This window comes from Odoribacter sp. AF15-53, assembly GCF_003479425.1.
In the GTDB taxonomy this organism is placed as follows: domain Bacteria; phylum Bacteroidota; class Bacteroidia; order Bacteroidales; family Marinifilaceae; genus Butyricimonas.
This window is the reverse complement of record NZ_QUHC01000013.1, coordinates 37813-61098: the sequence shown is the minus strand read 5'-3', so window position 1 is coordinate 61098 and position 23286 is coordinate 37813. Positions and strand designations below refer to the sequence as shown.

The 23286-nt window shown below is 32.4% G+C and carries 14 protein-coding genes and 1 tRNA gene; 7 read left to right on the top strand and 8 right to left on the bottom strand.

Annotated elements, in window-relative coordinates:
* The first annotated feature begins 130 nt into the window (after positions 1 to 130).
* On the top strand, positions 131 to 1387 hold the full coding sequence (locus DWW52_RS18390; protein ID WP_118717121.1) for an aminotransferase class I/II-fold pyridoxal phosphate-dependent enzyme: 1257 nt from the start codon (positions 131 to 133) through the stop codon (positions 1385 to 1387).
* Between the two features lie 46 nt (positions 1388 to 1433).
* Here the strand turns inward: DWW52_RS18390 and DWW52_RS18385 are convergent, their stop codons facing one another.
* Both DWW52_RS18385 and DWW52_RS18380 read right to left on the bottom strand, forming a co-directional pair.
* Positions 1434 to 2738 (bottom strand): HlyD family secretion protein, encoded by a 1305-nt coding sequence (locus tag DWW52_RS18385; protein WP_118717119.1) that lies wholly within the window; start codon positions 2736 to 2738, stop codon positions 1434 to 1436.
* 7 nt (positions 2739 to 2745) lie between these two features.
* On the bottom strand, positions 2746 to 4938 hold the full coding sequence (locus DWW52_RS18380) for a peptidase domain-containing ABC transporter (RefSeq protein WP_118717117.1): 2193 nt from the start codon (positions 4936 to 4938) through the stop codon (positions 2746 to 2748).
* 209 nt (positions 4939 to 5147) lie between these two features.
* Between DWW52_RS18380 and DWW52_RS18375 the strand changes: the two genes are divergently transcribed.
* The 5 genes from DWW52_RS18375 (at position 5148) to DWW52_RS18360 (ending at position 11897) form a co-directional block, all read left to right on the top strand.
* Positions 5148 to 6365, top strand: coding sequence for a lanthionine synthetase C family protein (locus DWW52_RS18375; RefSeq protein ID WP_118717115.1), 1218 nt, complete (start codon positions 5148 to 5150; stop codon positions 6363 to 6365).
* A 56-nt stretch (positions 6366 to 6421) separates the two neighbouring features.
* Positions 6422 to 6598, top strand: a complete 177-nt coding sequence (locus tag DWW52_RS21420; protein WP_199692020.1) for a class I lanthipeptide — start codon at positions 6422 to 6424, stop codon at positions 6596 to 6598.
* 75 nt (positions 6599 to 6673) lie between these two features.
* On the top strand, positions 6674 to 8827 hold the full coding sequence (locus DWW52_RS18370) for a lantibiotic dehydratase family protein (RefSeq protein WP_118717113.1): 2154 nt from the start codon (positions 6674 to 6676) through the stop codon (positions 8825 to 8827).
* A 5-nt stretch (positions 8828 to 8832) separates the two neighbouring features.
* Entirely contained in the window at positions 8833 to 9675 is an 843-nt protein-coding gene (locus tag DWW52_RS18365) for a thiopeptide-type bacteriocin biosynthesis protein (RefSeq protein ID WP_118717111.1), read from the top strand.
* Complete coding sequence (locus DWW52_RS18360) at positions 9672 to 11897, top strand: S41 family peptidase (RefSeq protein ID WP_118717109.1); 2226 nt, start codon at positions 9672 to 9674, stop codon at positions 11895 to 11897. Before DWW52_RS18365 ends, DWW52_RS18360 begins: the two co-directional genes overlap by 4 nt.
* 232 nt (positions 11898 to 12129) lie before the next feature.
* Here the strand turns inward: DWW52_RS18360 and DWW52_RS18355 are convergent.
* The 6 genes from DWW52_RS18355 to DWW52_RS18325 form a co-directional block, all read right to left on the bottom strand.
* A tRNA-Thr gene (locus DWW52_RS18355) sits at positions 12130 to 12200 on the bottom strand.
* Between the two features lie 499 nt (positions 12201 to 12699).
* Positions 12700 to 13224 carry a hypothetical protein gene (locus DWW52_RS18350; protein ID WP_118717107.1) on the bottom strand — a complete coding sequence of 175 codons (525 nt, stop codon included), beginning with the start codon at positions 13222 to 13224 and terminating at the stop codon, positions 12700 to 12702.
* 77 nt (positions 13225 to 13301) lie between these two features.
* The gene (locus DWW52_RS18345) at positions 13302 to 17069 is read right to left on the bottom strand and encodes a BACON domain-containing protein (RefSeq protein ID WP_118717106.1); all 3768 of its coding nucleotides are present in this window, start codon (positions 17067 to 17069) and stop codon (positions 13302 to 13304) included.
* Positions 17070 to 18149: 1080 nt separating this feature from the next.
* Entirely contained in the window at positions 18150 to 18653 is a 504-nt protein-coding gene (locus DWW52_RS18335; RefSeq protein WP_158582663.1) for a JAB domain-containing protein, read from the bottom strand.
* 459 nt (positions 18654 to 19112) lie between these two features.
* On the bottom strand, positions 19113 to 19313 hold the full coding sequence (locus tag DWW52_RS18330) for a hypothetical protein (RefSeq protein WP_118717100.1): 201 nt from the start codon (positions 19311 to 19313) through the stop codon (positions 19113 to 19115).
* Between the two features lie 38 nt (positions 19314 to 19351).
* The gene (locus DWW52_RS18325) at positions 19352 to 21187 is read right to left on the bottom strand and encodes a DEAD/DEAH box helicase family protein (protein WP_118717098.1); all 1836 of its coding nucleotides are present in this window, start codon (positions 21185 to 21187) and stop codon (positions 19352 to 19354) included.
* Positions 21188 to 22556: 1369 nt separating this feature from the next.
* Here DWW52_RS18325 and DWW52_RS18320 point away from each other — a divergent pair.
* Positions 22557 to 23129 (top strand): hypothetical protein, encoded by a 573-nt coding sequence (locus DWW52_RS18320; RefSeq protein WP_118717096.1) that lies wholly within the window; start codon positions 22557 to 22559, stop codon positions 23127 to 23129.
* Positions 23130 to 23286: the final 157 nt, after the last annotated feature.

The window sequence follows — 23286 nt, the reverse complement described above, 5'->3', positions numbered from 1 at the left end:
TTATAGATACTATATAGTATATAATGTTTATATTTTCTATATATTTGCATGCGTTTGTTCGTCTAATTCATCACATAAGTTTATCTCAAAAACAGATCATAAGAGAAAATATAAATTACACGCATGAAATATGAAAACAAATAACATTACATTAAAAGACTTTGTTACGATTGAAGGAAGTGACATTATGGAGAAAGCGAGGAAGTTTTCTCAAACGTACATTCCTCAGTTAAAGGATGCGGGCTTGTGGGACTTGTGGATGGTGACAGAAGATTGCATCGATGGAGGGCATATCAAATTAACAGGCAATTATGGGGAAAACTATTTGAGAGCGACAACCTTTGTTTCAAATGATTATTTGGGTTACTCGAAAGACTCTCGGGTTGTCGACTCCGGAATAGCAGCGTTAAAGAAATTCGGGGCAGGAGCATGTGCCGCCCCAGTGATTGGTGGATACCTTAAGCCACAACAAGAACTCGAAAGAACTATTGCCACCTTCTTACATTGCGAGGACGCTCTCGTTTTCTCCTCAGGTTTCGGAGCGAACGCAGGTGCTTTGTTAGCCCTACTGCACAAAAATGACATAGCGATTGTTGATATGTTTGCTCACGCAAGCGTATTTGAAGGGCTATATAACACGAATACAAAAATCACGAAACACAACGATCCCGAATATCTGGATAAATACTTGTCCACGATCAAGAATAAATATGATACAAAATTAGTTATTGTTGATGGCGTGTATTCGCAGGACGGAGACATTGCCCCGTTACCAGAACTTGTAGAGGTGTGCCATCGACATGGTGCTTATCTCCTTGTAGACGATGCTCACGGGATTGGAGTCTGGGGGAAATCCGGCCGGGGGACGATCGAGTATTTTGACTTATTGGGCAAAGTAGATTTCATCACTGGAACTTTAAGCAAGTCCATGGGGACGATTGGAGGCTTTTTCGCTGGTCCCCAAAACGTGATAAATTATTTGAGACTCTACGCCCGTACAAGTATATTCTCCGCAGCCCCAACACCCCAGGTGATGGGTTCCGCTTTATGTTCGCTTAAATTAATCAACCAAGAGCCGGAGAAAAGGGGAATTGTTCGTCAGAATTACAGGTATTTAAACACGAAATTAAAAGAATTGGGCTTTGACACGGGCAATACCGTTTCTCAAATCATCCCGATAAAAATAGGCAATGACTTGAAAACTAAAACTGTGGTACGAAAACTTTTAGAGAAAGGAATATACACTTGCGGTATTACCTACCCCGGAGTGAAATTGAATGATGCTCGCATCCGCTTGGGGATTCTTGCCACCCATACAAAAAGCGATTTAGATCACCTGCTGGTCTCATTGCAAGAGATCGACAGCAAGATACATATACGAAAATGAACATTGCTTTAGGGAGTGTCCGAGAAGGCATTCCTTTTTTTACAATTCAATTTTTTAAGAGAGATTTTAACGGAGCGACAATATGGGTTAACAGTCTCCTGCGATTTGTAATGAACTCGGCGGATCCTTCCATTTTTTGAATAAATTTCACTTCTTTATTATACGAGGACTGCATTCCCGAATCTAACTCTATTTCAACAATGTATCCTTTGTTTTCTTCAGGCACCAATGAAATATTAATCACGGAACCTTTGAGCACCCCGTATTCCATATAGGGAAATCCATTCAATTTTATATTTACAGGTTGCCCTTTCTTCACTTTACCAATGGCGTTAGTATTAATGAAAGAATAGCCAAAAATTTTAGTTGTTTGCTCAGGAACAATAGTAACAACACTCTCGCCTTCTTTGATCAATTGATTCTCCTTCCATAGTCTCGTAAATGTAACATTTCCAGCGATAGGAGATTCTACTATATATTTTCCCTTCCATTGTTTTAATTGTTCCCTCAACGAATTGTACGTTTCGTCCATTGTTGTTCTATGCGTAATAAGTTCTCTTTCATACAGAGAATGTAAATCCAGAGCCTCCTGTTCAAGTATTAATATTTGATTGTTGGCGGAACGTAATGATGAACAAAAGCTCATGTATGCAATCTCTTCTTTCAAAAATTTTTGAGTTGTTTGTTCGTGCTGATGCAAACTTACAGCCACGTCATGGTGCTTGGAAAAAAATGATGAATCTCGCAGGTATTGGCTTTTGGCCAACAGGTAATTCTTTCTTTGGCTATCATGTTGTTTTAGCATTGCTTGATATTCGAGTCTCTGTCGAGTTATTTGTTGGTTTAGCAAATCAGTCTTGTTGAGATAGTATTTCAAATGCAAGAATTCATTAAATATATTCCAATTTTTTGCAAATGAATTATAGTAATCTTGCAATTCTCCTAATTTCAAAAATGGTTGTTGCTTGGAAAGCACAAGCGAATCCCAAGTTGTATTATCATAAGTATTTAGATCCTTTTCTAACTTTAAAACATCAGTATAATTTGCCGTATTTTCAAGCATTGCAATTATCTTACCTTTATGCACGAAATCGTTATTATCCACGAATAATCTTTGGATCGTTTGGGTCGTTTTTGTGTATAACGTAATTGGGGGATTTGTCGTTGTTAATATAACAGGACAAGCAATAATTTCAGGATATTTGTAGAAATAACTTCCGACAACAAGTGAACACATAAAACAAAAAATTACACCCAACCCTTTTTTTATAAAAGAACTAGGAATTTCTTTCATGATTTGTTCTACATCTTCGCAATGTTGAGTAGAACGTTTAGTTTTCATCGCTTTCATATTAAGATTAGTTCCCTAAGTCAAGTTGATTTTTTACTAATTTATAATACGCCCCCTTTGTTGCAATCAATTGATTGTGTGTGCCGCTCTCAATTATTTTACCACTGTCCATCACTATAATTTGATCAGCATTTTTGACCGTGCTTAATCTGTGAGCAACAATCACGACAGTTTTGTTTTTGAAAAAACGATTCAAGTTTTCCATAATGATCAATTCATTGTTAGCATCCAATGAATTTGTTGCTTCGTCAAGAAATATATAGCCGGGATCTTTGTAAACTGACCTGGCAATTAACACACGCTGCTTTTGCCCACTACTTAAGCCATGCCCATCAATACCAATATTTGTCTTGTCCCTGTAAGGTAATTTATTGATAAATTCCTGCAAATTTGCCGTTTGAATAGCTTTGCTATAAAGTTCCTCATCAGGATTATCATTAAGGATACAAATGTTCTTTTTTAATGTGTCTGAAAAAATAACTCCTTCTTGCATGACAACACCACATGCCATCCTCCACGAGTGAGGACTGTAACGCTGCAATTTTTGATTATCAATCAACACCTCTCCTTTTTCCGGCTCATAAAATCCGAGTAGTATTTTTATCAGTGTTGTTTTTCCACTACCACTACCACCAACAATTGCGGTCGTTTTACCCGCAGGTACGACTAGATTTATATTCTCCAATACCTTGGGAGAGTGCGGACCGTCATAGCGAAACGATAAATCCTTTATTGTAATTTCTTTTGCAGGTGGTATTTCGTATATCAATCCACTATCTTGACTTTCTTCATCCTCTTTTTGATGAATTTCTCCCAATCTCTCTATGCTTATTTTTGCATCTTGAGCACTTTGAATAAAATTAATAAATTGGTCAATAGGCACATTTAATTGGGCTATAATGTATTGAATTGCGACCATCATACCTAATGTCATATCCCCACCAATCACAGCTCTTGCCGCCAGATAGGATACAACAATATTCTTTAATTCGTTAATCATCGTTGCCCCGATTTGCTGATTCTGTTGCAGGGTCATACCTTTCACACTAGCGTTGAATAAACGTACTTGTATTTTTTCCCACATCCAACGTTTTTGCTTTTCACATCCATTCAATTTTATTTCTTGCATCCCTGTTATTAGTTGCACCATGCTATTTTGATTGGCAGCAGCCTCCCTGAATCTAACATGATCTATGGCTCTCCGCTTTTTTAAAAACATTAAAACCCATAGTATATATATGGCACTACCAACAATGAAAGACAAAAGAATACCTCCATGATAACTTGCCATCATGAATGTATATATGATAAAAGTAAAAATAGCAAATAGCATACTAATCATAGTTCCAGTTAGAAAAGTTTGTATGCGGCCATGATCATCAATTCGTTGTAAAATGTCGCCTATCAGCTTGGCATCAAAAAAAGAGATTGGTAACTTCATGAGCTTAATCAGAAAGTCAGAAATTAATGCAATACTAAATCTCGCCGTGATGTGTAACATTAGCCAATTTCGAATCAACTCGTTCATGGTCTTGCCAAAAGATAATGCTAACTGCGCTATTAAAATAATTACAATAAAAGATACATCTCCAGTACCTATGCCATAATCGACAATCGCCTGAGTTAAAAAAGGCATTAAAACACTGATAATCACACCAGTTGTCATTCCTAAAAATACCTGAAAAATGTACTTTTTATAAGGATACAAATAATTTAATAGATAACTGTAGTGAAATTTTTCTTTTTTGTTTTCTATAAAGAAACTAGGTGTCGTTTCAAACGCTATTAGATATCCTTCTTGTTCATTAGAATTCTTACATATCCAATGATTCAAAAATTCATCTTTTGAATATATCGCAAAACCGATAGAAGGGTCCGCAATGTAGATATTGAATTCACCTTTTCGTTTTTTCTTTATTCTATACACGACAACAAAATGTTTACTATCCCAATGTACAATTACAGGAAGTGGAATGTCAATCAAATCCTGCCATTCAACTTTCGCTCCCTGGGCTCGTAATCCAATTTGTTCAGCAGCTTCACATATATCTAGCATGGTCACGCCAAATTTTCCAACATGCATAAGCTCGCGTAGGTGTTGCAATGTATATGATTTGCCAAATTTTTGAGCAATCATCCGCAGGCAAGTCGGACCGCAGTCCATACCGTCCAACTGAAGATATAAAAGAAATTTTTTCACTACATACTTTATAATGGTTATTATGCTGATGCAAATATATAAAACAAAGTTGAATAATCACATTTAAAAATAATATTATTGTTTATATAACTGTATTACAGTAATATAAAAATATGTAAGTTGTTTTGACTGAAAGCATTTATAAATACTATTTGGTATTCTAAATTATATACATATATTTGCCATGGCAAAATTATAATAATAACAAGATGTCAAATCTAACATTAGATCATAAACTCGAAAAGATTGCAGCTAGCATAACTTTGTATGCAAAGGGTAAAATGAAGACTCAGGAAGCACATGAAGATTTTGGTTTATTTAATGGACAGTGGGGTATGTTACTGTTTGAAGCATATTATCTGCACTACAATCCTAAATGTAGTATGCAGAAATTTTTTGACGAACATCTGGATTTTTGCCTGACGAGTTTAAGTGATGGATACCGAGCATATAGTTACAGTAATGGATTGTGTGGCATGTTATTAGCCTTAGAACATTTGCAAAAGAAAGAATTTATCGAAATTGAAATGTCAGAAGCTATTGATGTTTATGACAATCTTTTCAAGCAAATACTAGACCAGGAACTTCAAAATCCTAATTATGATTTTTTACATGGAGCTATTGGACTAGGATTTTATTTTTTACACCGGAATAATGCATTATCTATTTCATGTATAGAAAATATTATAAATCATTTATGGGCAGATGTGATTATAAATGGCGAACAGTATGCATGGAAAACTATATTAAATCTATCTGGAATTAAGGCGTTTAATATATGTTTATCACACGGGATGTCTAGTATAGCAATCTTTTTAGCTAGGGTTTATGAAAAAAACATATTAGAAGAACATACCCTTAAATTACTAAATGGCTGCATTCGATTTATTTTAGCTCAAGAAATTGATCACAAAAAATACGGTTCATTTTTTCCTAGTATAACAATAGAGTATGAACAACCTGATATTCTAAAAAGTAGAATGGGGTGGTGTTATGGCGATCTTGGTATCGCATTAAGTTTATGGCAATGTGGGAAAATATTACATGATGATGGTCTGAAAATGAAATCACTTGAAATTTTGAGATTTTCAACTCAACGAAAGCAACTAGAAGAAAATTCCGTGTGGGATGCCTGCCTATGTCATGGTACTAGCGGTATTGCTCAAATTTTCTTGCGGATGTATTATGAAACAGGAATATCTTCATTTTTAGATGCCAATAAATTTTGGATTAACGAAACATTGAGAATGGCTACATACACTAATAACGGAACTGGATTTAAGGCATTGGAAATGAAACAGTCAAAGCTTGATTATTTTGATAATTATAGTTTTTTGGAGGGGATAAGTGGAATCGGTTTATCATTAATGGCATCAAATTCGGATATCCATTTTTCTGATTGGGACGCTTTTTTATTAATAAAATGAACAGGAGATGCTTTTACTCCTTTATGTTAAAAGCAAAACAAATATAAATTCATATCATGAAAAAGTTATCAGTAAAAAAGACTGTTATCGCAAATCTTAACAGTAACGAAATGCAAAACGTTGCAGGTGGAACAGATCGTTTATGTGGTCCTCAAACCTACAACACAAAAACTTGCAGTGGACAAACTTACCAGACTTGGGAGGTTAATTGTAACGTTAGACCATGCAAGTAAAACATGATGGAGGGTATTATACCCTCCATTCATTTTAGTTACAGAAAACTAATTTCCAAATAATGTTTTTATAGCATGAAAAAGTTGAGAGAATATTCTTTTTTCCCTTCCGTGTTTTTTAGGACACCACTGTATCCATATAATTTTTGTTTCAATAAAGATCATTTAGAAGATGTATTCCTGGAAGGACTTTATATTGCTTCACCGGATTTATTTCAAGAAGTTTTAAAGAAGAAAACCGAAGAAAAAATAGATATTTCTCTGGAAAAATATTGTTCTCGCACAAGAACAAGGCCCACACCTTTTGGCTTATTTGCTGGTTGTTCAATCGGAAGTATAAATGGCACACACACGCATATACAATTAGTTCCCGTAAACAATTATCAACGAATTACCAGGCTTGACATGCTTTATATATATGAATTGATTCAATGTATAGAAAAGCAGGAGCATATATTATTTCAATTAACCTTTTATCCCAATAACAGTTTATATGAAATAGAAAAAGAATATCGGTATATTGAATATTTTAATTTTAATAAAAAAAGAATTCATCAAATTGTTAGTGTTGAAAAGGAGAAATATATATCCTTAGTACTAGATTATTCTAAAAATGGCGTGAAATTCTCTGAATTAATACAGGTTATTACCAAAGAAGGATTCACTTACGAGGAATCTATTGAGTTTATCAAGGATATGATTTCTTCTCAATTAATAAAAAGCGAATTAGATATATCTGTAACAGGTGATGATCCGCTAGAGATTTTAAAGAATAAATTATTGAATATTAAAGAGGCGAATCGGTTTGTAAGTATTATTGATGAAATACAAATTCTATTGAAAAAGATCGATGCTACTAATGATTGTAATAAGATTTCATATTATAAAAATATTAAAGAAATAATAGAACAGATTACCCCAGAGTTCATCCCGAAATATTTATTTCAAACAGATCTATTCAAACCGACAATAGAAGCTAAAATCTCAAATTCTATCACTGAAGAAATATATGCCGTAATCTCATTCTTAAATAAACTAACCTCATTGCCGACAAAAAATAATATTACAGAATTTATCACTAAATTTTCAGAGAGGTATTCTGACCAAGAAATGGATTTAAATTTTGTACTCGATACCGAAGTAGGAATTGGGTATCCCGTAAATCATGAAACAAATGATAGTTCTTCATTAATCGATGATCTATATTTTTCACAAATAAAGAAACGGGAATTATGCGAATATACTGCTTTGGAAAAAGTACTTGTAAACAAATATCAAAATGCCTTACAAAATAGATGCAATGTCATAAAATTAGATGATAATGATTTTCCTGATTTCAAAATTGATTGGAATTCAATGCCAGATACATTTTCTGTTATTTGCAGCATAATATCTGACACTGACAATAACAAACAGGTTTTAATTAAAGCTATAGGAGGGCACTCAGCGGGTTATTTATTGGGGCGTTTTGGACATCTAAACCCTGATATAAAATCTTTACTAATAGAAATTGCAGAAAAGGAAAAGGAATTGAATCCAAATACAATTTTCGCAGAAATAGTACATTTGCCGGAAGCTCGTACTGGAAACGTGATATTCAGGCCGACGATTCGAGAATATGAAATTCCTTACCTTGCAAATCCTTCTGTAAAACGGGAATGCCAGATTCCACTATCAGATATTACAATCTCAATTGCAGATGGAGAAGTTATACTTAAATCCAAAAGCTTAGAAAAAAGGATAATACCAAGACTTACAAATTCTCACAATTATAGCTATAACAGTATGCCTATCTACTATTTCCTTTGTGATTTACAGGGTCAAAACAAAAAAACAATACTATATCTTGACCTCGAAAACTATTTTAAAGACCACTCCTATTTCCCTCGTATCATGTATAAAAATCATATTCTTTTCAAGGAAAAATGGATTATAAAATCTGAAAAATTAAAACGCATGATACATTTGTCCGATGATGAATTGTTGGCTAACATAAGTGTATTTAGAAAAGAGAATAAATTACCCCAATATATCGTCATTCAAGAAGGAGATAATGAATTGTTTATAGATTTTAAAAAATTGATTAGTATAAAGACATTGCTATCACTAAGTAGAAATCGAACCGAGTTGAGATTTGAGGAGTTTGTTTTCTCTCCGAAAGATGCTGTTATCGAGGCTGAAAATGGATGCTTTACAAATGAATTTGTATTTACTCTTTACCGTTCATAATAACTATGGATAGATTTTATTTATTAGGCAGCAAATGGTTGTATCTTAAAATATATACAGGAATAAAAGTCGGGGAAGACCTTTTAATCAAAGATATTTATCCTATAGTCATACAACTGAAAAAGAAAGGATATGTATCTGAATTTTTCTTTATAAGATATTCAGATCCAGATTTTCATTTTCGAGTAAGAATAAAAATGATTGATACGTCTTGTCTTCCTGTACTCATATCGGAACTATATCATATATTGTATCCACTAATGAAAGAGAATATTGTTTGGAATTTACAGTATGATACATATAAAAGAGAGATTGAAAGATATGGAGGTGAAGATACGATACAATATATTGAAAGAGTTTTCAGTGTAGATAGTGAATGTATTATTTTACTTTTACGATTGTTACCTGAAGCAAAAAATCCAGATCAAGATCGATGGTTATTAGCAATTCCTCTAATTGATGATGTTTTAGATTGTTTCGGGTATTCAATTCTGGAAAAAAGAAATATAATGAAATATTGTTCAGATTCTTATAAAACAGAGTTCGATTTCACAAATCACACTTATAAAAAACAATTAGATGATAAATATCGCTTGAATAAAAATTTGATAAATCAATTTCTATCTAATACTTGTAGTGAGAGTAGTTCTTACCATGATATCCTTAATACGAGAAAAAAAGAATTACGAGAAATTTCTACCCGGTTAGGCAAACAACTCTCTCCTGATGTGATGTCAAGTATCATCCACATGTGTTTAAATAGACTTTTTAAGTCAAAGAACAGAATATACGAGCTTGTTATTTATGATTTTGTATATAGATTGTATAATTCAAAATTAGCGCGATGAATAAAATTAAATGTTTACTAGTATTGATCGTTTTATCATTTCCGGTTTGTGCCCAAAATGTATTAAATCGTTTGGATGAAAACCTTACCTTTGAAAATATATTATTTTATGACGCTGATATTTCTTTGGATCAGTGGGAAAATCATTGGAATGTAAAATGTGGAGATTTCAAAATAGATACAAATGTCTTTTTTGAGGGGGAGAAATCTCTTTTATATACGGTAAATAGTGGAAACGGAAGAATACAGTATTATATTCCGACCAACAATATCAAGGGGGATTCTTTGTATTTTGGTGGATGGATTAAGTGTGATGCTGTGAAAGATTGTGATATTACAATGTCGCTATATTATTCGGACTTCCTCGCTAGTAATCATCACCCCTCCGTACACTTGAAAGCAACAGGTAGTTCTGGATGGAGATTCTATTCAGATAAAGTAAAATATCGCCCCGGCAAGTATCTTATTATTGATTTACAAATTCAAGGCGAAGGTGGACAAATTTGGTTTGATAACTTGTCCATTAAAATAGATAATAATCCCGTATCAAATAAAGTGAGAGTTACGTATCCGAAGTTACCTTCCGAGATAAATTGCATACAGTCGGGCGTGAAAATGAATTCGTCTTTATCCAAAAAACAATTACTAAACCTAGAGTCATTATGCAAGATTTGGGGATTTTTAAAGTACTATCATCCTAAAATCGCCCAAGGGGAAATTGATTGGGATCAAGAATTATTCAAATATATACCATTGTGCATTGATGCAGATAGAAAAGAACTGAATAATATCTTTATTCAATGGATAAATCGTATCGGTGACGTGAGTACTTTGTCTCCTGCAAACAACCAAGGGGATAGTCTGGTACAATTAAAACCCGATTGGAAATGGCTAAAGAATTCTCAATTTGCGAATGAACTCCAACAAAAAATAACAGGATTAATTTATGATATAGAAAGAGTTCATCGCAATAAATACGTGAGTTTTAATGAATACGCCGGAAATCTATCGTTTAGCAACGAGAATGCATTTCCAGAGGCCAACCTTGCTGAAGATATCGGTTTCCGTGTTTTAGCATTGTTCCGATTATGGAATGCAATTCAATATTGTTACCCCTATCGAGATCTTATGGATTCGGATTGGCATACCGTATTACATGATTTCTTGCCAAGAATAATGAAGGCCGATACAGAAATGGACATCCAATTCGTATTGATGGAATTAACAAACTGTTTGAATGACTCCCATGCGGCAGTATCGTTTAATGGCTATCCATTAATTTACACGTCATCATTATATCCTGCTAATATTATTCCAGCAAATGTAATTCTCCAAAAAAGACAAGCGGTTGTTCGTAGTTTTAATAATGAAACATGGGAGAAATCAAAATTGAAAGTTGGAGATATTATTAAAAAAGTAAATGGAGTAAATATAGATCGCATTATTAAGGAAAAAAGTAATTACTTTTCATTTTCCACGCCTGGATATGCACTAAATAGAATATATCCTTTATTGACAAGTGCAACAGATACAATACAACTAACTGTTTTAAGAAACGGACAAAAATTGGAATTGAATATTGATGTAAATTCTTTTGATAAAAATTACAGACCATCCCTAAAAACAGCCGGGAAAGGATTCAAATTTGTATCAGATAGTATCGCGTATATTTATTTAGCGGAATTGTCTAAAGAGGACATCCCTGCAATATATAGCAAAATCAAATATACAAAGGGGTTAATAATAGACCTCCGTTGTTATCCCAAAGATACAGTTCGTAATGTATTAGGCAACTATTTATTTCCCAGGCCTCGTTTATTCGCTAAAGAAACTCGATTGGAAATTAAGAATCCTGGCACATTTACTTTTCAAAAGGAATATGTTATCGGAAAAGACAATCCCGATTACTATAAAGGGAAAGTGATCGTGCTAGTAGATAATAATACGATAAGTCAATCGGAATTTATTGCAATGGCCTTAAAACAACTTCCCAATAGCACAATTATTGGCTCCCAAACTGCAGGAGCAAATGGTAGTATTACCTTTTTACCTTTGCCCGGAAATATAAGCATGATTTTTACAGGTAATGGTATATTCTATCCCAATGGTGAAGTTATGCAAAGGAGGGGAGTGTTGCTAGATAAAACTATTCTTATGTGTAAAAGAATGGGGGATAGTAATATTGACTATTTACTACTAGAAGCAATTTCTTTGGTAAAATAATGTTGTGGTATCCTATTCAACAAGAACCTTTGTACATGTGAATGATTGGTCTGATGTTCTTTCCTGAACTAGATATTCTTTTGCAAACATGAAAAAAGAAGGAGTATACACAGTTTTTGAAACACTATCTTGAAAGGGAAAGTTTGATAACTAAGAAATATTCTTGTTGTAACTGTTTAAATAATAGCTATATAAAACAAAAAAGCAGCCCTTTTACAGACTGCTTCTCCTGAGCTGTTAATGGGATTTGAACCCATGACCTCTTCCTTACCAAGGAAGTGCTCTACCCCTGAGTTGTAATAGTAACTATTTGATTTATAGTTGTTTTATGTGATATAATCATTTTTATTTTTATATGGGTGAGAAAGTGGGTGTTTAAAATTATCAATATGCCAATATGTCAGATTATTATTAAACTTAAATTGTCTGTATTAGTTGTTTCTCTCTAGTGTAAAGAGAAATTTCTAATGAAATTCATAAGATAACAAGTAAAAATGATATTCTACTGATTATCTTATCCTCAACACTTCGAAGATATTTATTTTCTATATAATAACAGATCGAAGTGTAGGTGGTGAAAATTTAGCTAGTGTTGTTCATAAGTTATTGTTTTATAAATTATCTAGTATCTTTTTGTTGTGTGTGGTTGAATTTGAATTTTATATAAAAGATATATTATTGTTTGAAGTGTTGGTGATAGAGATTTAGTTTGTGTTGGTGTTAGTTCTTGTTTTTTGCGTTTTATTGAAAAAACATCGTCTGAATTATGATGAGGGAGAATCAATATTTTTATTTTCGATGTTCAAAGTATTTCCCAGATAGAAATGCGGAATTGTTCTCCTTCATATTCTTTTCTGGGAATGAATGTAATGTTTTTATTTCTAGTGTTTAATGTTGATGCCTTTTTGTTTTTGTAAAGAGGATCAATTGCATTTTTTCCATTGTTATGTTTTGAGTAATATTCAAGATGCTCATAAGTACTAATCATTAGAAAATAAGCCTTTATGTTGCTATTTATTTGTCTTCTATTGTATAATTTCACAAAATCTCGTCTGATTTTATCCATTCCAATTTCTTCAAAATCTTTGAAGTATGTTTTTAACTCGTAGATGGAATGGATGTTTTCTTCATTTTGTTTTTTCCTGTATATAACTATATCAGTTTTATTATAACATTCCTTTTTAAGTAAATATGTTCTATGGTGTTCGCTATTGTATATTGATATTATTCTTTCTTGAATATCTTTTTCTGATATGTTATTTCCTTTTTCTATTTGCAGTTCCAGTACTGCTGTACTTGTTAGTTTGACAAAATCGGTGTATTTCATAATTATATTTTTTATTAATGTATGATCAACTTCATCGTTGTTGTGTATAGCGATGAAGTTGATCGTTTAATTGTTAGTTACTTGGTTGTTTCTGGTAGTTTGGAGCATTCTCCATTTAATAATTGATACTTCGTTGGGTTATATCCATTACCAATGGTGTAGAAGTCGCTATTGTTATTTTGGACAATATTTTTTAGTACGCAGAAATCATAAAGTTTGGGACAGTCTGTAATTGAAATGTTTTTTACTGTACTAAGGTTTGTTAAGCCGTCAATATTATTAAGCATGGGGCACTTTGTGATTGTTAAATTTCCTGTGATTGTTGTTAGGCTAATTAAGTCAAGCGAGGTCATTTCTCCATTAATATAAAGATCTCCATTGATATTGTTTAATTTATTTAAGGCTAAAGTTTCGAGTGTTGCGCTGATCCTTGTTTCCCCTCCGATAGTTATGAGATTGTTTAATGATAGATTTTTTAAATCGGAACATACAACTTCGAACTCTCCACCAATACAGTTTAGTTGGTTTAAGCCTTCAAATGATGCGAAGGATTTTAACGCAAAACGAGTGTATTCAATTATTTTGAAATTACCATCGATTTTTTCTAAGTTTTCCAGTCCCTTGAATGATGCTAGGGCAGTTAAACAAGATGTGGAATTATAAGGTGAAGATGAGAGTAAAGATGAGGCATTTATTTCAAAGTTTCCACCTATGTAATTTAATTGATTCAACCCTTCGAATGATTTTAAGTTTTTCAAGGAAGAAGATCTATATTCGGGGTGAGTAGAAGCTATGATTTTGAAATTTCCGTTGATTTTTTCTAGGTTTTCTAATCCTTTGAATGATGTTAGGGCTTCTAGAGAAGAGCCGTCCTTCGTAGAAGCATTAATTTCAAAATCTCCACCTATATAGTTTAGTTTATTTAGTCCTTCAAATGAACCCAAGGAATTTAGAAAAAAAGTGTTGGTTTTAGTATTTTTTGCATCAGTTGTTATTTTGAAATTTCCGTTGATTTTTTCTAGGTTTTCTAATCCTTTGAATGATGTTAGGACTTCTAAAGAAGAACCTCGTTCCATAGAAGCGTTAATTTCAAAATCCTTGCCAATGCATTTTAATTTACTTAACCCTTCAAATGAGACTAAAGCTTCTAAAGAAGAGTTTCCTGAAGTTACTAATTTAAAACTTCCATTAATTTCCTCTAAGTTCTCTAATCCCTTGAATGATGTTAAGGTTTCTAAGGAAGTCGTAGCATTTATTTCAAAGTCTTCACCGATGTAATTTAGTTGACTCAACCCTTCAAATGATGTTAAGGTTTTTAAGGAAATACTAGAAGCTATAACTTTAAAATTTCCATTAATTCTTTTTAGACACTCTAATCCTTTGAATGATGATAATGCATTTAAAGATCCTATTGCAGCAGATGTATTTATTTCGAAATTACCTCCGATACAGTTAAGTTTATCCAGTCCTTCGAATGATGTTAAGGCATCTAAAGGAGATTTAGAAGAAGTGTTTATTTCAAAATTTCCCCCGATTGTTTCTAAGTTACTTAATCCTGCAAAAGACACAAGATTTGCCTTTTTTACTATTAAATCTCCTGTGATTTTTTTTAGTCCGTATAATCCATCCAAGTTAGTTAATTCACAATCGAGGGTTAAATTTCCGTCGATTTCGGTCAGTAAATTGTCAAGCTTTTGCAAAGTATTGCCAGATGTTGCTATATAAACATCTCCTACAATCTTCTTGTATCCTTTTTCTTTGAAATTAATCAAATCTTGTTCATAAAAGAATCTTACGTTTCCAATAAAAACATCGTTTCTCGGTGCTTGTATTATTTTAATTGTATCTGATAAATTACTGTTTTTATCTTTAATAACTATTTCTCCTTTTCTTTCAGTGTAATTTGGATTTTGTTTTATATTGAAATTTAAGATACTAGGAGAAAGGGATTTGGAAAGCTCTATTTGTTCTATCCAATTTTGAGATTCTTTAGCAATAATTACCTCAAAATCTATATTACTTTGTATTTTGATTGAAATTTGTTTACCTTCCATTGGTATATTGTAAATTTTTGTATCTAAAATAATAGCATCATTTTGCTCTTGACAAATAGTAATTGTATCTACTAATTCATCTTTACGAATTATAATTTCGGCTTTACGTTTTTCATAAGTTGAATTTTCAGATATATTAAATGTTAAACTATCTGTTATGAGATTTTTGGATGCAATTTGTGTTATCCATGTTTTTGCAGAGGAAGGAATAATAATATTATAATCTATGTTGCTTTTAATTCCAACTTTAACAATTCCTCCTTTACTAGAAATATTATATTCTTTTTTTTCTATAATAATAGCACTCGTCGGATTTTGTATAATTTCCACCGTATCAGATAAATCACTGCCCTTGTCTTTTATAATAATTTCTGCTTTGCGCTCATTATAAGTAGTATTAGGTAATATGTTATAATTTAGAGTGTTTGTTGCTAAAGCCCTAGATAAATCAATTTTTTCTACCCATTTTTCAGCATCGGTAGAAAGCAAAATATCATATTCAATGTTACTCTTTATTTCAATAGATATTTGTTGCCCTTCTGCTGGAATATCGTATTTTTTTTGTGTTAGTATAATCGTGTTGTTTTGTTTCTGGGTAATCCGTATAGTATCTGATAAATTACTATTCTTGTCTTTTACAACAATTTCTGCAGCCCTTTGTTCATACGATGTGTTCTCGGATATGCTTAGATTGATAATATTCGTTATTAATGCTCTGTATTGAATTTGTTTGATCCATTCTTTTGCATTGTCAGGAATGATAATGTCGTATTTAATGTTACTCTTGACTTCAATTTTAATATTTTGCCCTTCAGAGGGAATTTCATATTTTTCTTGTGTCAAGATAATAGCGTTGACTTGTGTCTGGTTGATGTTAAGCGTGTCTGCAAGTTCACTATTTTTATCTTTGATAATCACCTTTGCAGAACGGTTGTCATAAGTCGGATTTGCTTCAATGTTGAATATAAGATTATCCACCCTTGAACTTCTGCCAGTGATTCGAGTAACCCAATCTTTCACATCCTCCGGAATGATCACTTCATAATCGACATTACTCCTTAATTCAACATTTATATTCTCTCCCTCCGAAGAAACATTGTACGTGTCTTGTGTAAGAATCAATTCATTTTTTTGTGCTTGGTAAACATGAATTGTATCAGCTAAAGAGCTACTATTGTCTTTAATTATAATGATTCCTTCTCTTTTGTCTGTGGTCGGATTTGCTGAAATTTCAAAATTAAGATTCTTTGTTTCTAACCCTCTCCCAAGTTGTTTTGTCTCAACTTGCTTGATCCATTCGTTGTGTTCCTCTGGGATAATGGTGGAATAGCTAATGTTACTTTTAACTTCAACTGTGATGTTATCTCCTTCTGTTGGAATGTCATATTTTTCCTTGGTTAGAATAATCGCATCTTTTTTCTTCTGGGTGACGGTCATTACTTTTGTTGTCTCTCCTGCTTTAATGGTTAGATTGAAGTTTCTATCATCGTATTCGTCACTGGGATCAGCAATAGTTGTTATTGTAGAGTTTCCATTACCTTGGGTCGGATTAATTTTACACCATGTACTTGGGTTTGTAATAATCCAATCAAAATTGGAGGTGATAGAAAATGTTTTCTCTTCTCCTTCCGATTTAAATGTTAATTCATTTGGAGAGATTGTTAATGTTGTTTGTTCCCCTCCATTCCCATTTGGATTGTTGGGATCATCAGTTCCATTATCTTTACCACAACCGATGAAAAAGCTAGATAATTGTATCAGCATTGTTAGATAAATAATTGCATTTCTCATGTTATTAAATTTATTTGGTTAACGTTATTAATGCGTGTATGAATTTTTTTAAAAGATTTTTTTTAATTCGAGCTTTCATCGTGCAAGTTTTTGAATTCTTGTAATCTTCCAAATAGAAGTATGTTTTATCTTGCGAGAATCGTCCATGAGCGAAACTATTTCTTATATGAGTGAGTAAAGAAACAACTTGGTTGAATTTGCTATGCTGATAACAATAAAAATAATTATCAAGTTGCGATTTTGTGTCAATATTACTAATATTGAGAATGGTGGTAAAAGATATTGTTATTTTCGATTTTGCTAAAAAGAATTTAAATCTTTTTAAATTAAAGTTGTAGCCTTTGGGATTTTTTTTGATGTCATTCTCGTATCTCAAAATTATCTCTTTATAGATAAAGTCAGCCATATAGGAACTAATCGTGCAATTATTCATCTAAACATGAATTATTTACCCCAATCCCCTAGTGGTAAGTTATTAAAAAAAGAAGTGTGGAGATTGCTAGCTTATTAATCTTGAGGTACGACCAAGTAACCTTCGCAGAAATAAACAGCCACCCCACACTAGACCATAGTATATTTAGAAATTATATATGGCAAGCATGAGCGTTTGTACCGTCTATCCTTCTGCTTTAAAATTGGTCGTTTTCAAGATTAGGATAAAACCAAACACTTCTTATTAAATATGTCTGCCCTTCAGATTTCTCCAAAGGACACCACAAATGTAAATAATAATTAGCATTCTACAAACACTCATTTGGGGTGGCTGTATGGCAAAAGTATTAAATTTCAACGTGAATAGCTTGTGATCGCTCTTAATATATAACCATTCTATAATTCACCTCTTTGGTAGTCTATCCAGTGTAGACAACCAAAAAGATGCAATCCTTACCTCTTCTTGGATAGTAACAAGATCATGATAAAGATAAGAACCGCAATAAATTCCAACCTTGCAGACCTTGGATAAATAGTGAATATAGCGACTACATGAATGATGAAAGTGATCACGGTCATCACCATGATCACTTTTAAGCTCCTCTCGAATTTTCTATCTCTCATCTATTTTATATATAATTACCCACGCTAGTAACCTCCCTCTGAATAGCTAGAGTAACTTTCCTCACCGACTATAACATGATCCAGACAAGCCATGTTTAACAACCTGCAAGCCTCCATGATGTTCCTTGTTACTTTTAAATCCTTCGAACTCAAGGTTAAATTCTGGCTTGGGTGGTTATGGAAGATTATAGAACTAGCTGCATTAGTCTTTAGCATTAATTGTAAAACAGTCCTAGGATCAATGATAGTGTTCTCTTGATTACCGACACTCAGCCTTGCAACACCCAACACCTTTAAATTTCTATTTAACAACATGATCCATGCCTCTTCATGGTGATGTAAACACCCCTCAAAAAAAGGTCTGATTAATTTGTATGCCTCCATGGCCATCGTCACTCTTGGTCTATCTTTTGGCCGCACTTTCAGCTTGTATCTAATCTCTACCTCTGATAAGCTTGTTAAATCATCGAAATGTTGATTCGGTTCTATTCCAGTTTTAATTTCTGGTGATAAATATTCTTCTTTCATTAGTGATAAATTTAATTGATAAGACATTGATTTAAATAGAAATTAAAAAAGTGGAGAACTTCCACTTTAATTCGATTTCTTAAATGAAAGTTAGGGGGCGTTAGAGAGTAAATAATCCTAGTGTTCGATTAACACTAAATTTTTTTACACAGGGGGGATTCTATATAAGGTAGCCTTTTAAATAATCATTTCCCTTCAACACTATGATAGAATATATATACTATATAATATAGTCCAAAGTGTAGAGGGGGAATGGTGATTCACTTCATTATTTTTTTATATCCTTCTTCTTTTTGTAAAATCATGGACTTCGGCATCGTTTGAGTTGGTGTGGGTTTATTCATGATTTATTATAGAAAATGATTGATTTATTTCTTGCTATTATATAGAGCATAAAAAAAGGACAGGATTTGATGAAAGTTATATCCTTCAATCAAACCCTGTCCTTGATTTCCTTGTTTATCTATTTAACCTCTTCAAGCAAGAGATAACCCCATCCATTTTCCCTTCCTCCACGAGTTTTAAAAATCGCTTGCATAACTTGTTAGATTCATCCTCTAGATCTTTATTAATAAATTCCATCTCTCTATGGTAAATTTCAGTAATTTTAGATGGAAGAAGTTTAATGTAGTCTTCTCCTGCTTTTGAACTTGTTTTCATGATGTTATGATTTAAATTAGTTATATATGATTAACTGGCTAGAACGTGCTTATAATCTCCCAGCCCCATGTTTCTTTGCCATCAACATTCATTTTCGCCCTCTTTGTTTTAAATAACAGGTTAAAAAACTCGACTGCTGTTTTCTCTTTTAAAATGGAATCACCCACCTGTTGCCTGCAATTGTTTATCCTGTTACATATCTCAGGACTGGTTAATCTCTCTCCAACATTAAATGCTTTAAGTAACATTAGCCTGTACATTTTTATGCTTGGGTCTGTTCCCAGTTTTATTATCGCTATCTTTTTAAAGGCATTCATTTTTTTAGTGTTAATCATGAATCTCTTTAATTCATCATGTATTTTACACGAGGGTTCACCTAAAGCGTGTAGAGTTTCATAATGTTCGTTTATAGTCTGGTAAATAGGACGTTCCTTTATATCTAGTAGTATAGCCTCACCCTTTTCTTTTGGATAGGCATAATCATGAAAGAAAGTATCAACCGCAATATTTATCTCCTCTTGTGTGTATTTCTTCTTCTCTTTCGCCTCAATTTCCTCTTTTAAATCCATACAATCTTTTGATAGTTCCATGTCAATATTAAATGTTTCAAGTATTTTCTTCATCCTGTATAAATTGTTGTAAGCAATGTTGTTGATGTTATTATATGTAATGTTAGCTATCTTCTGGTGATTTATATAAGGACTGGAATAAATAAATTGAGAGAAGTAATTACAATTTAATTGTTGATCCAGCTTGATAGCTCTATAATCCTTTTCCAGTGTCTGGATTCTATTAAATTCCTTTCTTGTTTCTTGGGTAATCTTGTTTAATATGATAGTATATATTTGTTGATAATTAAATTCTTGTTCTTCATACAAATTATTACATAATAGATACCCTTCACTCGTGGTGCAATCCCTAAACCTGTTCATCACCTGTATAATATCAGTGTAGGAATGCCTGTTTTTACTTGGTGCTATAATTAATTTGTAATTATCCCCCTTAATATCGTACCCTTGTCTATAAGTTGTGATGATTATATCGGCATCAACTTTACCTGTCGTGATTAATTGATCGTAATAATCTGGATTACCTTCAACCTCTATATCATTCTCTATCTCTCCCTCTCCTTTAATATCTTTCCCTTTAGTTTTCTTGTTCGTCAAGGAATTGATAACAGCTATTTTATTAAATCCATGGTTAGGTAATCTCTCTATAATAGTATCCAGTTTATCGGATTTATCCAGTAGAGAGAGAACTGGTATGTAACCCTCTTCTTTAATCATTCTAGCCAGTTGAAGTATAGCTCCCTCTAAATTCTCTGAAAATCTTGTTACCCATAATTTCCTTTTACTAACCTCATTGGGAATGGCTCTGACTTGTTCAATTCCATTATATGCTGAATCATTAGATAATAAAGGAGTGCCAGAGAGAAGGATCACTCTATCGTATCCTGTCATCGCTGTTAGAGTGTTCTCTACCGTTTCTCTTCTCCAACTGTAATCAGTAACAAGTGAATGCGCTTCGTCAATGATTAACGTCATACCCTTTCTAATAAATCTAGGAATATGCTGATAAACAGTTATTAATTGCCTCTCTTCCTCTTTACTTCTATCGGCTGCACAATAATAAGGTATTCCATGCCTGTTAGCTAACCCTTCCATGAGGAATAATGTATCTGTGGCGTATAAAAATGGAATGTTATTCCTTTTTAAATAATCTAGCAAGTAATAAGATTTCCCACATCCTGTTGGTGCCTCAATGGAAATCTTGAATCTAGCGTTAAAATCCAGTGTCTCTAAAAAAACTGTTTCTGATAGATGCTTGTTGTAATTTAAATCTTTAATTTCTTTTTTTCTTTCTAGTATAAACATTCTCACGTATTAAATTATCCACTTCTTTCATCATTTTGATGTTGCAAACCATGGTTATTATTTATATATAAATATATCCAGTTTGCAACTGTATTGGATAGATTTAAATAGTTCAAGAAGTGGTTAAAACTATTATCATCTATAAAGCATGATTCAGGTGTTATTGATAGTGTTATTCATTATAAATGATTAGAATATCATTCGATTCATTAATTCCTTATTTATTTTTAATGATATATCAATCTAATTTATCTGGATGATTAGATATAAAAGCATTCCATTCTACATACTATATCCATTTGCAACAATCCGGGTAAAATGAAAACCCTATCAATTAAATTAACAGGGTTTCATGCCTCAATGTCAGAGAATGTTTATATGTGTAGATTTTGAGAAAGTAGATATAATGGTTATATATTATCTTATTTATTATCACAAAGATATTGATTAAAAAAATCAAAAACTATGAAAAGATAAGGAAGTTATAAAATTCATTAAATGATAACTTCTACTTTATATAACATGGTGTTAATGAAGGAGTATTGGAAGAAAACAAGTAAAATGCTTATCTCCTGTATCTATTAGATATTTATTATAACAATGCGAATGATCTGGATGATTAAACTTTAATTTTACTTGATTCATTTATAAACTTGTAATCATTATTTATAAACCTCTATCTCCTTCTTCTTTTACTTGTTGCAAATCATGATTATTATTATTTAATAAATAACTCTGGTTTGCAACATGAGGTTAGTAAGTTAAGGAGGTGTTTAATTGATTTGTTTTTGGTTAGTTGTTTAAAACAGGTAAGAGGTGAATGTTTATAGAATGATATTGTTAGATAGAAGAAAATAGAAAGAAGGAGGGGGATAAAGTGTATGTTTTATAATATTGTATTTAAATGGTAGGGTGTTTTAATAAAGGTATGGTATAAATATAGATAATTGAAATAATAGATTAGATAAATGGGGTAATTTCGGTGAAGGGTAAAGGATTGATGATAATATAGGGTTAGGTGTTATGTTTTTAGTCAATTACAGGGTAAAAAGTAATGTTTTACCCCAATTATAGGGTTGAAAGTTATGTTTTAGGGAATTATAGGGTATGGAGTTATGTTTTTATATAATTGATATAAATAGGCTCTGGTTGGTGATTGTTGAAGATATTTTTCATGAGGAAGGTGTCAATGATGTTACTTTTTCATATATTTGTAATGTATATAGGAGAGGCTTACAGGTATGCCAATGACTGTGATGTTTTTCTTATATATTATATAGTTCCTAGTTCTGCCAGATTTTTAATTTTTTTGGTTTTTATTTTTTTTAATTGGTTTAAATTTTTAATGTAAAATTATAATCAAAGAACGATGGAAAACTATATAGACAAAACGGAACAAAATGTTTCAAGAGAAACTAGTTCCAATAAAGTGGCTAGAAAGCCGAAAGATGCTTTTTGCATGGTAAATGAGAAGTATAGAAATATTCTTTCTAAACAAGTGCAAAAAGAAAATATTGACGTGAAAAAAATGGTCTTTGAAGAGGCTTTAAAACAGGTGGATAGTATAACTAAAAATAACTATCTCTCTGCACTTAGAGATATCGTCTTGAATAGATTAATTTCTAATGTGAAGTTCTGCAAGGACTGTATAGATTTAAGTTTGAATCCTTTTGCAGCAGCCCAGAACATTGCAATGTCTGGGAAAAAGCAAGTGGAGAAAGTTTTATCCTTTGGAATAGAATCAGTTTATAAAACTGGTAATCTTAATTCTCTAAGTGATGAACTTTTTACAGAAGAGGAGATGGCAAAGGCTAGATTCACAAGCCTGTCAACCTCTCCTTCTGGGGATCAGCTTAATGAGGCGTCAAAATTAATTGATGCTGTGAAGCAGGTTTTAGTTATCATGAATGGTAATGTTTCCCAAAGGGTACAACCAGCATGATATTCTTAAAGGTTTTTTAGCATTATAGAATAATAGAACCTTTCTCCTCATTGGCAATTAAGTTAGGAGAGAGGTTCTTTTTTTGGGGCAATCTTTTGATTAGATGAAACCGTGATCTAACCTGTGTTATTAAAATTGATTTTACCCATGAAAGGTA

Bases quoted from the DNA above. Each gene is read 5' to 3' on its own strand.
- DWW52_RS18390 (WP_118717121.1), top strand. From the start codon at position 131: ATGAAAACAAATAACATTACATTAAAAGACTTTGTTACGATTGAAGGA.
- DWW52_RS18385 (WP_118717119.1), bottom strand. From the start codon at position 2,738: ATGAAAGCGATGAAAACTAAACGTTCTACTCAACATTGCGAAGATGTA.
- DWW52_RS18375 (WP_118717115.1), top strand. From the start codon at position 5,148: ATGTCAAATCTAACATTAGATCATAAACTCGAAAAGATTGCAGCTAGC.
- DWW52_RS21420 (WP_199692020.1), top strand. From the start codon at position 6,422: ATGAAAAAGTTATCAGTAAAAAAGACTGTTATCGCAAATCTTAACAGT.
- DWW52_RS18370 (WP_118717113.1), top strand. From the start codon at position 6,674: ATGAAAAAGTTGAGAGAATATTCTTTTTTCCCTTCCGTGTTTTTTAGG.
- DWW52_RS18365 (WP_118717111.1), top strand. From the start codon at position 8,833: ATGGATAGATTTTATTTATTAGGCAGCAAATGGTTGTATCTTAAAATA.
- DWW52_RS18360 (WP_118717109.1), top strand. From the start codon at position 9,672: ATGAATAAAATTAAATGTTTACTAGTATTGATCGTTTTATCATTTCCG.
- DWW52_RS18350 (WP_118717107.1), bottom strand. From the start codon at position 13,224: ATGAAATACACCGATTTTGTCAAACTAACAAGTACAGCAGTACTGGAA.
- DWW52_RS18345 (WP_118717106.1), bottom strand. From the start codon at position 17,069: ATGAGAAATGCAATTATTTATCTAACAATGCTGATACAATTATCTAGC.
- DWW52_RS18335 (WP_158582663.1), bottom strand. From the start codon at position 18,653: ATGAAAGAAGAATATTTATCACCAGAAATTAAAACTGGAATAGAACCG.
- DWW52_RS18330 (WP_118717100.1), bottom strand. From the start codon at position 19,313: ATGAAAACAAGTTCAAAAGCAGGAGAAGACTACATTAAACTTCTTCCA.
- DWW52_RS18325 (WP_118717098.1), bottom strand. From the start codon at position 21,187: ATGTTTATACTAGAAAGAAAAAAAGAAATTAAAGATTTAAATTACAAC.
- DWW52_RS18320 (WP_118717096.1), top strand. From the start codon at position 22,557: ATGGAAAACTATATAGACAAAACGGAACAAAATGTTTCAAGAGAAACT.